Genomic DNA, 14,019 nt, shown 5'->3' on the forward strand with positions numbered 1-14,019 from the left:
AGATCCCGAGCGCGCTCCAGCGAGCGAATTCGGCTCAACATTCATACCGGCAGCCCGCTCAGCAAGCTTGTTACAGCGGATGCCCGCGACTCGTCCACGATCCGCCCGTCCCGCAGAAAAACGATCCGGTCAGCCCAGGCCGCGTGGCGGGCATCGTGGGTGACGAGAATGCCGCCGGCGCCAGCGTCGACCCGGGAACGGAGCATCCGCAAAACGAGCTCACCAGTCGTGCTGTCGAGGGCTCCCGTGGGCTCATCGGCGAGGATCAACGACCGGCCGCCGACGACGGCGCGGGCAATGGCAACGCGCTGCTGCTGGCCGCCAGACAGATCGGAGGGGAAATGACTGGCCCGGTCGCTGAGCTCGACGATTTTGAGGGCGTCAAGAGCGGGCCGGTGCGCTTTCTTTGAGGTCCATCCATCGAGTTCAAGCGGCAGGCTCACATTCTCGAGGGCGGTCAGTGAGGGAATCAGGTTGAAGTCCTGAAACACGAAGCCGAGGCTGCGTCGCCGCAGGGTAGCGAGCTCCCGGGCCGAAAGCTGGCTGAGCCAGTGCCCCTCCACGATGACCTCGCCGGAGGTCGGCGGAGTGAGCCCGCCGGCCACGGTCAGCAGGGTCGATTTTCCCGAACCGGATGCCCCCATCACCGCCACGAGTTCGCCGCGGCTCACCGACAGATCAACGCCGGCGAGTGCCGTGATCGCAGTCTCGCCATGGCCGTACTGCACGGAAACACCGTCGAGCTGTAGCAGCAGATCGGTGTCGGTCATGCGTGGGCCTGTACAATCCTGGCCGGCCGGCCGCGCTTGGGCACGTCGGTGTTGAGGGGCAGCGGATCCGCCAGCCCGGCCGCCCGTGCCCGCGCGAGCCGGTGCTCGGAGTGGTCGAGCCAACGAGCCTCGGCCTCGGCTGCGAAGATGAGCGAGTCGATGACGAGAAGCCAGGCCAACTGCTCGGACGATTCGGGGTCGGCGGTGGCGTTCTTGGTGCGGGTCAATTCCTGCAGGGTGCGCATTGTAGCGGTGCGTTGCACCTGAATAACCTGGGCGATGTCCACGCCGGGCAGCGTCACAGCGATCGCGAGCTTGATGGCGAGCTCGTCACGGGTGGCCATGGTGCGCACTACGGGGGAGCCGAGCCAGTCGGCGACCTCCGCGCGGCCGGTATCCGTTATCTCGACGTAATTCTGACCGTCTGCGTCGATATCAGCCTTCTGTACGAGGCCATCCCGCTCAAGGCGGTCGAGCGTGTTATAAATTTGGCCGACGTTGAGCGGCCAGGTCGACCCGGTGCGACGGTCGAATTCGGCCCGTAACTGGTAGCCGTAACACGGCCCCTGGTTCAGGATGGCGAGCAGACTCTGGCGAACAGACACACGACCTCCGGTTTTTTCGCAGCTATTAATTACTGAGTATATACATACCCGGCAACCCCGCGGGTGATCTTGTGCCACGTGTGGGAACACGCAGCACGGGTCGCGACCGGGGGCAGGAGGCCAAACACGTGCTACAAGCGCAATCCACGGGCAAAAAGGGCCCTTTGTACAGCAGTGTCGGTGGCGTTGCATAGACTCGATAGGTGTCAATTACGAAGGTAGAAACCGGTCCGAAACTCAGTGTGCGCGGAGCGCGCGTGCACAATCTTCACAACGTTGATCTGGAGATTCCGCGCGATTCGCTCGTGGTCTTCACCGGTCTCTCGGGTTCGGGCAAGTCGTCGCTCGCCTTCGATACCATTTTCGCCGAGGGGCAACGCCGCTACGTCGAGTCGCTTTCGGCCTACGCCCGGCAGTTCCTCGGGCAGGTTGACCGGCCCGACGTGGACTTCATCGAGGGCCTGAGCCCGGCGGTCTCGATCGACCAGAAGTCGACCAACCGCAACCCGCGGTCCACGGTGGGTACCATCACCGAGATCTACGACTACATGCGCCTGCTCTGGGCCCGAATCGGTGTGCCGCACTGCGCCGTCTGTGGTGAGATCATCCAGTCCCAGACCGTACAGCAGATCGCCGACCAGCTCATGGAGCTAAAGGCGGGCATCCGCTACCAAGTGGTCAGCCCGGTCATCTCGCAAAAGAAGGGCGAGTTCGTCGACCTGTTCCAGGAACTCGCCGGTGGCGGTTATTCCCGCGCGATCGTTGACGGCACGCAGATTCAGCTCAGTGAACCGCCCACGCTCAAGAAGCAGCAGAAGCACGACATCGCCGTCATCGTCGACCGCCTCGTCGCCGGTCCTGAACTGCTTTCCCGCCTCACCGACTCGCTCGAAACAGCGCTCAAGCTCACCGACGGGCTCGTCCAGATCAACTTTCTCGACGAAGAAGGCGACAAGGCCTGGCAGAACTATTCGGAAAAGCTGTCCTGCCCGAACAACCACCCGGTGCAGCTGACCGAAATCGAACCGCGCACGTTCTCGTTCAACGCCCCGTTCGGCGCCTGCCCCGAGTGCTCGGGCCTCGGCACGCGCATGTCGGTGGATGAAGACCTGCTGCTGGGTGACCCCGACCTGAGCATCGCGGAAGGCGTCGTGCTGCCCTGGACTACCCAGGGCAAGGGCCTGTTCCAGTACTACGAGAAGCTGCTCGACGGCCTCGCCCGCGACCTGGACTTCTCCCTCGACACCCCGTGGGGCGAATTGTCCAGCGAGGTACAGAACGCCGTCATGCGCGGGGACAACTTCGAGGTGCGGGTCAAGTGGAAGAACCGCTATGGCCGGGAGATGAGTTACACCTCCGGTTTCGAGGGTGTCGTTCCCTACATCGAACGCCAGTACCTGCAGGCCGAGAGCGACACCCAGCGTCAGCGCTGGTCCGAATACCTGCGCGAGGTCGACTGCCACGTCTGCAAGGGCACAAGGCTCAAGCCCGAGGTTCTCGCCGTGCTCGTGCACGAGGCGAGCATTGCGGATGTCTGCGCGCTCAGCTTGAGCGACGCGCGCGAATTCATGGACACACTCACGCTTACCGACCGTGAGGCTGCCATTGCCGCCCAGGTCTTGCGCGAGATTCGGGCACGTCTCGACTTTCTCATCCGGGTGGGGCTGAACTACCTGAACCTTGCTCGCGCTGCGGCGACCCTCTCCGGCGGCGAGGCGCAGCGCATCCGCTTAGCGACTCAGATCGGCTCCGGCCTCACCGGGGTGCTCTACGTACTCGACGAGCCGAGCATCGGCCTGCACCAGCGCGACAACCGCCGTCTGATCGAGACCCTCGTCACCCTGCGTGACCTCGGCAACACGCTCATCGTGGTCGAGCACGACGAAGACACCATCAAAACAGCCGACTGGGTCGTTGACATCGGGCCGGGCGCCGGAGTCAATGGCGGGCACGTCGTGCACTCCGGATCCTACGAGGGTCTGCTGGCCAACACGAAATCGCTCACCGGAGACTATCTGTCCGGGCGCAAGTCCATCGCCACGCCGAAGACTCGCCGCCCGATTGATCCGGAACGATTGATCGGCGTCACCGGTGCCGAGGCGAACAACCTACAGAAGGTCTCGGTGACCTTCCCCCTCGGCACGTTCACCGCAGTCACCGGGGTGAGCGGCTCCGGCAAATCCTCGCTCGTCAACGACATTCTCTACCGGGTACTCGCCAACCGGCTCAACGGTGCCCGTAAGCTGCCCGGCAAGCACACCAGGGTCACCGGCCTGGAGCAGCTCGATAAGGTCATCCACGTCGACCAGGCACCGATCGGCCGAACGCCCCGCTCCAACCCGGCCACCTACACCGGCGTGTTCGACAAGATCCGAACGCTGTTCTCCGAAACCATCGAATCCAAGACTCGCGGCTACCTGCCCGGCCGGTTCAGCTTCAACGTCAAGGGAGGGCGCTGCGAAGCTTGCTCGGGTGACGGCACAATCAAGATCGAAATGAACTTTCTGCCGGACGTGTACGTAGCCTGCGAGGTGTGTGGGGGAGACCGGTACAACCGAGACACCCTCACCGTGCACTACAAGGGCAAGAACATCGCCGAGGTGCTCGACATGCCGATCAGCGAGGCGGCCGATTTCTTCGAACCGATCTCGTCAATCCACCGTTTCCTGAAGACGCTCGTCGAGGTCGGCCTCGGCTATGTGCGCCTCGGCCAGAGCGCCACGACCCTGTCCGGCGGCGAAGCCCAGCGGGTCAAGCTCGCCACCGAGCTGCAGCGCCGCTCAAACGGCCGCAGCGTGTACGTGCTTGACGAACCCACGACGGGCCTGCACTTCGAAGACGTGCGCAAACTGCTGCTCGTGCTCAACAGCCTGGTCGACAAGGGAAACACCGTTATCGTCATCGAGCACAACCTCGACGTTATCAAGTCGGCCGACTGGGTGATCGACCTCGGACCAGAAGGCGGGTCCGGCGGCGGCAAGGTGCTCGCTACCGGCACACCGGAACACCTTGCAACGGTCAAGAAGAGCTTTACCGGTTCTTTCCTGAAGGAGGTCCTGGCGGCCGGCTAGGCGGTCACCCGGTCATGTCTGATGCCCTGAGCTATCGTCCGAAAACGGGCGAGATTCCCACGACCCCTGGGGTATACCGGTTTCGCGATGCGACCGGGCGCATCCTCTATGTCGGCAAGGCCAAGAACCTGCGGGCCCGGCTGAGCAACTACTTCGCCCCGCTGCACAGCCTGCACGAACGCACCCGGCGCATGGTCACCACCGCGACCGGGGTCGAGTGGACGGTCGTCGGCACCGAGGTCGAAGCCTTGCAGCTCGAGTGGATGTGGATCAACGAATTCGATCCGCCGTTCAATGTGCAGTTCAAGGATGACAAGTCCTACCCGTATCTCGCCGTTACCCTGGGCGACGAGGCGCCGCGCGCCCTGGTAACCCGTACAGAGGGCATCAAGGGTGCTCGCTATTACGGTCCGTACCCCAAGGTGTGGGCGGTGCACGAAACCATTGAGCTCATGCTCAAGGCTTTTCCCATCCGCACCTGCAACAACGCCAATTACAAGCGGGCGATGCAGAGCGGCAAGCCGTGTTTCGCCGGCCAGATCGGTCGATGCTTCGGCCCCTGCTCCGGCCTGGTTTCGATGGCGGATCACCGAAAAATCGTCAACGAGTTCGTCAGCTTCATGGGCAGTCATGACAGGAAGCTCATCAACGAACTCACCCAGGAGATGAAAGACGCAGCGGCGGCGCAGCAGTACGAAATCGCCGGCAAACGGCGCGATCAGGTGCGGGCACTCAACGCCGTCCTTGAGAAGAGCGCGGTTGTGCTGCGGGACAACGTTGACATCGATCTGTTCGCCATCGAGCAGGACGAGTTGGCCGCAGCCGTGCAGCTGTTCATCGTGCGGGGCGGGCGCATCCGCGGTGTGCGTGGCTGGATGGTTGACAAGGAGCTCGATGTCACCATGAGTGAACTCATCGACTCCATGATGCAGACGGCCTACAACCATGACGCATTGCCGCCGCGCGAAATCGTGCTCCCCGAGCTGCCAGAAGATGCTGAGGCCCTGGAGGCGTGGCTGGCAGACCTGGCCGGTCGTAAGGTGCGGCTCTTAGCCGCCCAGCGCGGTGAGAAGGCAGCTCTGCTCGTGACGGCGAGCAACAACGCCAAGCAGGCGCTGATGCTCTACAAGACTCGGCGGAGTTCAGACTTCGTCGCACGTTCCAAGGCCCTGGAGGATATTCAGGACGCCCTCGAGATGCCGGACGCTCCGCTGCGCATGGAGTGCTACGACGTGTCGCACCTGAGCGGCACCAATATTGTCGCGTCCATGGTCGTCTTCGAAGACGGGTTGCCCCGCAAAGACGAATACCGACGCTTTAACATTCCCGAATCTACCGACGACACCGACTCGATTTATCAGATTCTCACTCGACGCCTCGCCTACCTGAAGCCAGAGTCGGTTGCCGCGGATGCACCAAACTCCGCTCCAGACACCGTCGAATTGAGCGACATCGGCCAGGTCGAGCAGAAGCGCGCCAAATTCAAATACCTGCCCAACCTGCTCATCGTCGACGGTGGGCAACCGCAGGTAGCCGCCGCCAAACGCGCCCTGGCCGAATCGGGCGTGACCGGAATTCAATTGTGTGGGATTGCCAAGCGGCTCGAAGAAATTTGGCTGCCCGACTCCGACTACCCGGTGATTCTGCCCCGCAACAGTGACGCGCTGTTTTTAATCCAACGCATCCGCGACGAAGCCCACCGGTTCGCCATCACGCACCAGCGCATTCGTCGCAAGAAGGATATCTCTTCGATTTTGGGTGAGATCGCGGGGCTCGGGCCGGCCCGGGTGAAAGTTTTGTTGCAACATTTCGGTTCGGTAGCGCGCCTCAAGGTGGCTTCGGTGGCGGAAATAGCGGATGTCCGCGGCATCGGCCCGGTGCTGGCCGAGTCGATCCATGCCCACCTGCGCGCCTGAACGTAACCCGAAACCGGCCAGCGCTCGGTAGGCTTGCTAGTCCATCAACTTCTCATTAAGGCGATTTTCAAGAATGACTACGGACCCGGACAAGCAGGAAGTGCTGATCGTCACGGGAATGTCCGGGGCAGGACGTTCCACCGTCGCCAACGCGTTGGAAGACCTGGACTGGTACGTCGTCGACAATCTTCCGCCGCAAATGCTGCGGCCCCTGGTCGATCTGGTTGAACGGGCTGGCACGAATTTGCCCAAGATCGCCGCCGTCGTGGACATTCGCGGTCGCGATCTGTTCGGCGATTTTCTCGAAACCGTGCAGCAACTGCGTAGCAATACCCAGGTGCAGGTTATCTTTCTCGAGGCCAGGGACGACGCGCTCGTGCGCAGGTTTGAATCCGTGCGCCGACCTCATCCGCTTCAGGGCGACGGCACCCTTCTCGACGGCATCTCGGCAGAGCGTTCTCGGTTACTCGCCGTGCGGGAGTCGTGTGATCTTGTTGTCGATACCTCGGATCTGAACGTGCACCAGCTCGCGACGACGATCACCGAACGGTTTGCGGGCGAGGGGCGAGCGGGGCTGCAGCTGACCATCATGAGCTTCGGCTTCAAGTACGGCCTGCCGACGGACGTCGATCTGGTCGCGGATGCCCGCTTTTTGCCGAACCCGTTCTGGATCCCCGAATTGCGTGCGCACACCGGCGTCGAGCCAGAGGTGAAAGACTTCGTACTTGCCCAAATTGGGGCCCTCGATTTTATCGACCATTACGCCGCAGCCATGGCGCCGGTGTTGGCCGGCTACCAGCGAGAAAATAAACGTCACGCCACCATCGGCATCGGCTGTACCGGAGGCAAGCACCGCTCCGTTGCGATGGCTAGGGAACTGGCCTCTCGGCTCGAAAAACTTCCCGGTGTCGCGGTCAATATCAAAGACCGCGACCTCGGACGCGAATAAGCGGGCCCGGGCGCAGCATCCGGCTCCCCAGGCTTTCACCACTCAGACATAACGCAACTGATCAACAGAATGGAAAAGCGATTGGCACTCACCGCCGACGTTAAAGATGAACTTTCGCGCGTGGAGGTCTCCAAGACCACCGTGCGCGCGGCCGAACTGGCCACGATTCTCCGGTTCTCCGGCGGATTACACATGATCAGCAGCCGCATCGCAATCGAGTCCGAACTCGACACTGCCATCCTGGCTCGCAGGGTGCGCAAAGATCTCGCGGAACTGTATGGGGTACGCAGCGCCCTGCAGGTCATCGCTGCCACCGGCATCCGTCAGTCCAGCCACTACCTCGTCCAGGTCATCGAGGGAGGCGAAACACTCGCGCGGCAAACCGGCCTGCTGGATGCCCGCCGCCGGCCTATTCGCGGTCTGCCCAACCGTTTGACCACGGGCTCGAAGGAAGAAATCGCCGCCGTCTGGCGCGGCGCTTTCCTCGCCCACGGCACCCTGACCGATCCGGGCCGATCGGCGGCGCTGGAAGTCGTCTGTCCCGGCAATGAGGCAGCCATGGCTCTCGTCGGAGCGGCCGGACGCCTCGGCGTCGCAGCCAAAGCGCGCGAGGTTCGAGGGGTGCACCGCGTCGTCATCCGCGATGGCGACGCTATTGGGGCCATGCTCGTGCACATGGGTGCCACCAACACGGTGCTCAACTGGGAAACCCTGCGTCAACGGCGCGAAGTGCGGGCCACCGCGAACCGATTGGTCAACTTCGACGACGCCAACCTGCGTCGCTCCGCCGAAGCGGCCGTTGCAGCCTGCGCCCGAGTGCAGCGAGCGATGGATATCCTCGGTGAGGATATCCCCGAGCACCTGCGTTACGCGGGAGACCTGCGTCTTAACTTTCGTGACTCCAGTCTTGACGAACTCGGCCACCACGCCGAACCGCCAATGACCAAGGACGCCGTCGCCGGCCGAATTCGACGTTTGCTCGCTATGGCAGACAAGAAAGCGGTCGAACTCGGCATCGAAGGAACCGACGTCGGCTATCCCATTCACCCCGACGACCTAGCGCCCGTGTGAATCGAACCATGATCGTGCACGAGGTCTTGAATTCTGTGACTTCGAACGCGCGCGGTTAGACTGGATTGTCGCTTACAACGCCGCCTCATCTGGTGTGGCGGCACAACCCACAAGGAGATAAGTAATGGCTGAATACACCCTCCCCACCCTTGATTACGACTACGCGGCCCTCGAGCCCAGCATCAGCGGCACCATCATGGAACTCCATCATGGCAAGCACCACCAGGCATACGTCACCGGCGCCAACACGGCACTGGCCCAGCTCGCGGAGGCCCGCGACAGCGGAAGCCTCGCGAACGTGAACAAACTGCAGAAGGACCTCGCCTTCAACCTCGGCGGTCACGTCAATCACTCCATCTTCTGGACCAACCTGTCCCCGAACGGCGGTGACAAGCCGGTCGGCGAGCTCGCTGCAGCGATCGATGACAACTTCGGTTCCTTTGACAAGTTCCAGGCGCACTTCACCGCGGCCGCGCTCGGCGTTCAGGGTTCCGGCTGGGCAGTCCTGGCCTGGGACTCCATCGGGCAGCGCCTGATCATTCAGCAGTTCTTCGACCAGCAGTCCAACTTCGCTGCCGGTACGGTTCCGGTCCTCATGCTCGATGTCTGGGAGCACGCCTACTACCTCGACTACCGCAACGTGCGTGCTGACTACGTCAAGGCCTTCTGGAACATCGCCAACTGGGCAAACGTGCAGGAGCGTTTCACCGTCGCACGCGAGAAGACGAACGGCCTGCTGCTACTCTCGTAGCCGGTTGGTGCCCCGTGCGATACGGGGCACCACCATCTTTATCCTGCATTCTTTTCACCGCGCCTCGCGGCGCCCTTTCAGCAACAGGAGCTATTTGTGTCCGTAAAGATCGGCATTAACGGATTCGGCCGCATTGGTCGTAACTACTTCCGAGCGGCCCTCGCCAAGGGTAGTGACATTGAAATTGTCGCCGTCAACGACCTGAGCGACCCCGCGTCGCTCGCGCACCTGCTCAAGTACGACTCCGTCGGTGGTCGACTGAACGCCACCGTCGAGGTCGACGGTGACAACATCATCGTCAACGGCAAGCCCATCAAGGTACTCGCCGAGCGCGACCCGGCCAACCTGCCCTGGGGCAGCCTGGGCGTTGAGATCGTCATCGAATCCACCGGCCGTTTCACGAAGGCGGTCGACGCCCAGAAGCACATTCAGGCCGGCGCCAAGAAGGTCATCGTGTCGGCTCCGGCTACGGGAGCTGACGTGGCAACGCTCGTGCTCGGTGTGAACGAAGACACCTACGACTCTGCGATCCACGACATCATCTCGAACGCGTCCTGCACGACGAACTGTCTTGCGCCACTGGTCAAGGTGTTCCTGGACAACTTCGGCATTGAGCGTGGTCTTATGACCACGATCCACGCCTACACCGCAGACCAGAACCTGCAGGATGGCCCCCACAGCGACCTCCGTCGCGCCCGTGCCGCTGCGCTGAACATCATCCCGACCTCGACCGGTGCCGCTAAGGCTCTTGGCCTGGTCATCCCGGAGAGCATTGGCAAGCTCGATGGCTATGCGCTCCGCGTTCCGGTTCCGACCGGTTCGATCACGGACCTCACCCTCACCGCCTCCCGCGCGGTGACGGTCGAAGAAGTGAATGCCGCCTACAAAGCCGCAGCCGAAGGCCCGCTCAAGGGCATCCTCAGCTACACCGAGGACCCGATCGTCTCCAGCGACATCGTCGGCGACCCGCACTCGTCGATTTTCGATGCTGGCCTCACCAAGGTGATCGGTGACCAGGTCAAGGTTGCCTCCTGGTACGACAACGAGTGGGGTTACTCCAACCGCCTCGTGGACCTGACCGAGTTCGTCGCCGAGCGACTCTGACGGCCGCGCGGTGACGTTACGCACCATTGACTCGCTTGGTTCACTGACCGGCAAGCGGGTTATTGTCCGCTTCGACCTGAATGTTCCGTTGAAAAACGGGCAGATCACCGACGACGGACGAGTGCGGGCATCACTGCCCACCCTCAACGCCCTCGTTACCCAGGGCGCCCGCGTGGTGATCGTTTCTCACCTCGGGCGCCCCGACGGGGCCGTTGATCCCCAATACAGCCTGCGGCCCGTTGCCGCTCGCCTGAGCGAACTGGTGAACCTCCCGGTAGCTTTCGCCACCGATACCGTCGGCGACGCGGCGACGCGGTCCGTAGCGGCCTTGCAGAACGGCGACATCGTCGTTCTGGAGAACCTGCGGTTCAACGCCGGTGAAACCAGCAAAGCGGATGCCGAGCGCCTCGCGTTCGCCGAAAAGCTGGCACTGCTCGGCGACGCGCTCGTCTCCGACGGCTTTGGCGTCGTGCACCGCAAGCAGGCGAGCGTGTTCGATCTCGCCTCACTGCTTCCAAGCGCTGCCGGCCTGCTCATTGCGGCCGAGCTTGACGTGCTTGATCGGCTCACCGAAAAGCCGGAAGCGCCCTATACGGTCATCCTCGGCGGTTCGAAGGTGAGCGACAAGCTCGGCGTGATCGGGCATCTGCTTCCCCGAGTGAATTCTTTGCTCATCGGCGGCGGTATGCTCTTCACCTTTCTGGCCGCCCAGGGGCACAAGGTCGGCGCCAGCCTGCTGGAGATCGACCAGATCGAGACAGTCCGAGGCTACCTGGCCGAAGCCAAACGTCTCGGCGTCAAGATCGTGCTGCCGACCGACGTCGTCGTGGCGTCGAAGTTCGGTGCAGATGCCGAATACGAGATCACCCCGGCCGACGGCATCGAGAACACTCTCTTCGGTGCGGCCGGACTCGGCTTGGACATCGGACCGGACACCGCTAAAGCGTTCGCCGAGATTATTCGCGCGTCGCAGACGGTGTTCTGGAACGGGCCGATGGGTGTTTTTGAACTGGCACCGTTCGCGGAGGGCACGCGCACCGTGGCCGCAGCACTCACCGAGGTCACCGGCCTCAGCGTGGTCGGTGGTGGCGACTCTGCCGCTGCCGTGCGCATTCTCGGTTTCAACGACGACCAATTCGGTCATATTTCTACCGGCGGCGGCGCGAGCCTCGAATTTCTCGAAGGCAAGCGTCTCCCAGGACTGGAGGTCCTCGGATGGCAGTGAACATCAACCCTCGGCGCACACCGCTGATTGCGGGCAACTGGAAAATGAACCTGGACCACCTCCAGGCAATCGCTTTCGTGCAGAAGCTCGCCTGGAATCTTAAGGATACCGGCCACGATGTCGCCGCGGTCGAGGTAGCCGTGTTCCCGCCCTTCACGGATTTGCGCAGCGTGCAGACCCTTATCTCGGCCGACAAGCTTTCGCTCGCCTTCGGCGCGCAAGATGTCTCGGCACACGATTCAGGGGCGTACACCGGTGAGATTTCGGGTGCTTTCCTGGCCCAACTGGAGTGCCAGTACGTCATCATCGGTCACTCCGAACGCCGCACCCTGCACAACGAGTCCGATGAGCAGGTCGCTTCTAAGGTGACCGCAGCCCTCAAGCACAACCTCGTGCCGCTGATTTGCGTCGGAGAGAGCGCCGAGGACCTCGCCGTTCATGGGCCCAGCGCGGTTCCGGTCGCTCAGCTGCGGGCTGCTCTCGCGGGCGTTACGAACGCGGCGGACATCGTCGTGGCCTACGAGCCGGTCTGGGCCATTGGCTCCGGACAGGCTGCCACGCCGGAGCAGGCCGAGCAGGTAGCGGCCGCGCTTCGTGGCGTCCTCGCTGAGACTCTTGGTCAGGATGTAGCCGACAAGACCCGCATCCTCTACGGAGGTTCGGTCAAGCGCAGCAACATCGCCGCATTCATGCGGGAACCCAATGTCGACGGAGCGCTCGTCGGTGGTGCGAGCTTGGATATCACTGAGTTTTCCAGCATTGTTCGGTATCAGAAGCACGTCGGCCGTTAAACCGACGCGCACCCGACAGTGAGGAGAGAGGTGGTTGCCCGTGTGGCAACCACCTCTCTCCTGCCTGCAGAGTATAATTACGAGGGTCTTGGCGCCCGAGTTGCGCCCACCGTGTTTTGAAAGGTTTCGTGTGGAGATTCTCCAGGTCGTCATGCAGGTGCTCGTTGGAATCACGAGCCTCCTGCTCACCATGCTCATTCTGTTGCATAAGGGACGGGGCGGTGGGTTGTCGGACATGTTCGGCGGCGGCGTAACTTCCAACCTGGGGGCATCGGGTGTTGCCGAACGTAACCTCAATCGCATCACTGTCATTCTGGGTCTGCTCTGGATCTCGTGCATCGTCGTTCTCGGATTGATCACCAAGTTCGACACCGGGGCTTAACTTTTCGCCCCGTGCGGGGTTAGCCTGAGCTCTACGGGCACAGATTTTGACCGCAGATCACAACAGCAGTAACACCAATAACAGCTCGAACCTGCAGCGCACAACTGCACGAGTCAACGGAGGAACAAGATGGCATCAGGCGGAAGCGCAATTCGTGGCTCGCGTGTAGGCGCAGGCCCTATGGGTGAGCAGGACCGCGGTTTTCACGCGGATCGCATCAAGATCTCGTACTGGGATGCGCTCGGGAATGAAACCGTACGGTATTTTGCGGCGAGCTTGCCAGACGAAGAAATTCCCGTCACCATCGACTGCCCGTCATCGGGGTTGCCTGCCGGGCGCGACAAGGAGAATCCTCCTTCTGTCGTCAAGCTCGAGCCGTACAAGACGCACCTCGCTTACGTCAAGGAACGACGTACCGAAGAAGAGGCCGACTCGTTGCTCGAGGAGGCGCTCAACCAGTTGCGCGTTCGTCGCGGCAAGTTGTCGCCGACCAACTGACGCGGGAGCGCGAAACACCGGTTCTCAATTGTTCGAGAACCGGTGTTTTTTATGCCCGGCCGCTGGTAGGGGGAGCGGCGAAATCGGCTGGCGGGAAACTAGTAGCCCGGAGCGATGAGACTTTCGGGCACCTGAGCTGCTGCGTCGTTGTCAACGAAGAACACGGTTCGGTACCGGCCTTTGATTCCTGCAGCGGGTACCTCGTCGCGACTCGCTCCGGCGAGGGCCAGCCCGAGCGCCGATGCCTTGTCCGATCCGGCCAGCACCAGCCAGACGCGATCCGAAGAGTTGATTACGGGTCGGGTTAACGACAGCCGGGCGGCCGGCGGCTTGGGGGAGTCCCGCACGGCGACGACGCTGGCTTCACTCTCGCGGATACCCGGTCGGTGTGGGAACAACGACGCAATGTGCCCGTCCGGTCCGACTCCAAGAAAAGTTACGTCGATTCGGGGGTACTGGGCTCCGGCAGGAGCACGAGCCAGTAACTCCGCCGCGTAGCGTGCGGCCGCAGCGTCGAGCGCATCCGTACCGGCTTCGACCGCATCATCTGACGCCCCGAAGGCGTGAATATTCTCCGGCGGCACCGAAATATGGTTCAAGAGGGCTTCGCGCGCTTGCAACTCATTACGTTCCGGATCGTCGCGAGGCAGCCAGCGATCGTCGCCCCACCAGAAATTTACCCGGGACCAGTCGATCGTGTCGCGTGCAGCCGATTCGTTGATGGCAGCCAGAACAGCGATGCCGACGGAACCGCCGGTGAGCACGACATTCGCCTCGTTCTGCTCGTGCAGAACGTCAACCATATTGGTGAGAAACCGTGCAGCGACCGACCCGGCCAGGGCGTGCTTGTTTTGGTGCAGCAGCACGCGTCGGTCATGTGTCACGG

Annotated in this window: 13 protein-coding genes; 10 read left to right on the forward strand and 3 right to left on the reverse strand. The window is 62.4% G+C overall.

The window, feature by feature from the left end:
- Positions 1-41: 41 nt before the first annotated feature.
- Together E3T51_RS07465 and E3T51_RS07470 are read right to left on the reverse strand one after the other, a co-directional pair.
- On the reverse strand, positions 42-770 hold the full coding sequence (locus tag E3T51_RS07465) for an ABC transporter ATP-binding protein (RefSeq protein ID WP_134529202.1): 729 nt from the start codon (positions 768-770) through the stop codon (positions 42-44).
- A complete protein-coding gene (locus E3T51_RS07470) occupies positions 767-1,375 on the reverse strand; it encodes a PadR family transcriptional regulator (protein WP_134529204.1) in 609 nt (202 codons plus the stop codon). Before E3T51_RS07470 ends, E3T51_RS07465 begins: the two co-directional genes overlap by 4 nt.
- Positions 1,376-1,578: 203 nt before the next feature.
- Here E3T51_RS07470 and uvrA point away from each other — a divergent pair, with 203 nt between their 5' ends.
- From uvrA to E3T51_RS07520, 10 genes are all read left to right on the forward strand, one after another.
- A complete protein-coding gene (gene uvrA, locus E3T51_RS07475) occupies positions 1,579-4,446 on the forward strand; it encodes an excinuclease ABC subunit UvrA (protein WP_134529206.1) in 2,868 nt (955 codons plus the stop codon).
- 14 nt (positions 4,447-4,460) lie between these two features.
- Positions 4,461-6,362: an excinuclease ABC subunit UvrC gene (gene uvrC / locus E3T51_RS07480; protein WP_134529208.1), complete on the forward strand. Its 1,902-nt coding sequence runs from the start codon at positions 4,461-4,463 to the stop codon at positions 6,360-6,362.
- A 73-nt stretch (positions 6,363-6,435) separates the two neighbouring features.
- Positions 6,436-7,311 (forward strand): RNase adapter RapZ, encoded by an 876-nt coding sequence (gene rapZ / locus E3T51_RS07485; RefSeq protein ID WP_104192746.1) that lies wholly within the window; start codon positions 6,436-6,438, stop codon positions 7,309-7,311.
- Positions 7,312-7,392: 81 nt separating this feature from the next.
- Positions 7,393-8,382, forward strand: coding sequence for a DNA-binding protein WhiA (gene whiA, locus E3T51_RS07490; protein WP_104192745.1), 990 nt, complete (start codon positions 7,393-7,395; stop codon positions 8,380-8,382).
- Between the two features lie 124 nt (positions 8,383-8,506).
- The gene (locus tag E3T51_RS07495; protein WP_104192744.1) at positions 8,507-9,133 is read left to right on the forward strand and encodes a superoxide dismutase; all 627 of its coding nucleotides are present in this window, start codon (positions 8,507-8,509) and stop codon (positions 9,131-9,133) included.
- Positions 9,134-9,229: 96 nt separating this feature from the next.
- Entirely contained in the window at positions 9,230-10,237 is a 1,008-nt protein-coding gene (gap, locus tag E3T51_RS07500; protein WP_134529210.1) for a type I glyceraldehyde-3-phosphate dehydrogenase, read from the forward strand.
- 10 nt (positions 10,238-10,247) lie between these two features.
- The gene (locus E3T51_RS07505; RefSeq protein WP_134529212.1) at positions 10,248-11,462 is read left to right on the forward strand and encodes a phosphoglycerate kinase; all 1,215 of its coding nucleotides are present in this window, start codon (positions 10,248-10,250) and stop codon (positions 11,460-11,462) included.
- Positions 11,453-12,253: a triose-phosphate isomerase gene (tpiA, locus tag E3T51_RS07510; RefSeq protein ID WP_134529214.1), complete on the forward strand. Its 801-nt coding sequence runs from the start codon at positions 11,453-11,455 to the stop codon at positions 12,251-12,253. Before E3T51_RS07505 ends, tpiA begins: the two co-directional genes overlap by 10 nt.
- 130 nt (positions 12,254-12,383) lie before the next feature.
- Positions 12,384-12,635: a preprotein translocase subunit SecG gene (gene secG, locus E3T51_RS07515; RefSeq protein WP_092340102.1), complete on the forward strand. Its 252-nt coding sequence runs from the start codon at positions 12,384-12,386 to the stop codon at positions 12,633-12,635.
- Between the two features lie 129 nt (positions 12,636-12,764).
- Positions 12,765-13,133 (forward strand): RNA polymerase-binding protein RbpA, encoded by a 369-nt coding sequence (locus E3T51_RS07520; RefSeq protein ID WP_104129085.1) that lies wholly within the window; start codon positions 12,765-12,767, stop codon positions 13,131-13,133.
- 98 nt (positions 13,134-13,231) lie between these two features.
- Here E3T51_RS07520 and pgl read toward each other — a convergent pair whose 3' ends face one another.
- Positions 13,232-14,017: a 6-phosphogluconolactonase gene (gene pgl, locus E3T51_RS07525; RefSeq protein ID WP_134529216.1), complete on the reverse strand. Its 786-nt coding sequence runs from the start codon at positions 14,015-14,017 to the stop codon at positions 13,232-13,234.
- Positions 14,018-14,019: the final 2 nt, after the last annotated feature.

This window comes from Cryobacterium serini (assembly GCF_004404025.1).
GTDB lineage: Bacteria > Actinomycetota > Actinomycetes > Actinomycetales > Microbacteriaceae > Cryobacterium > Cryobacterium serini.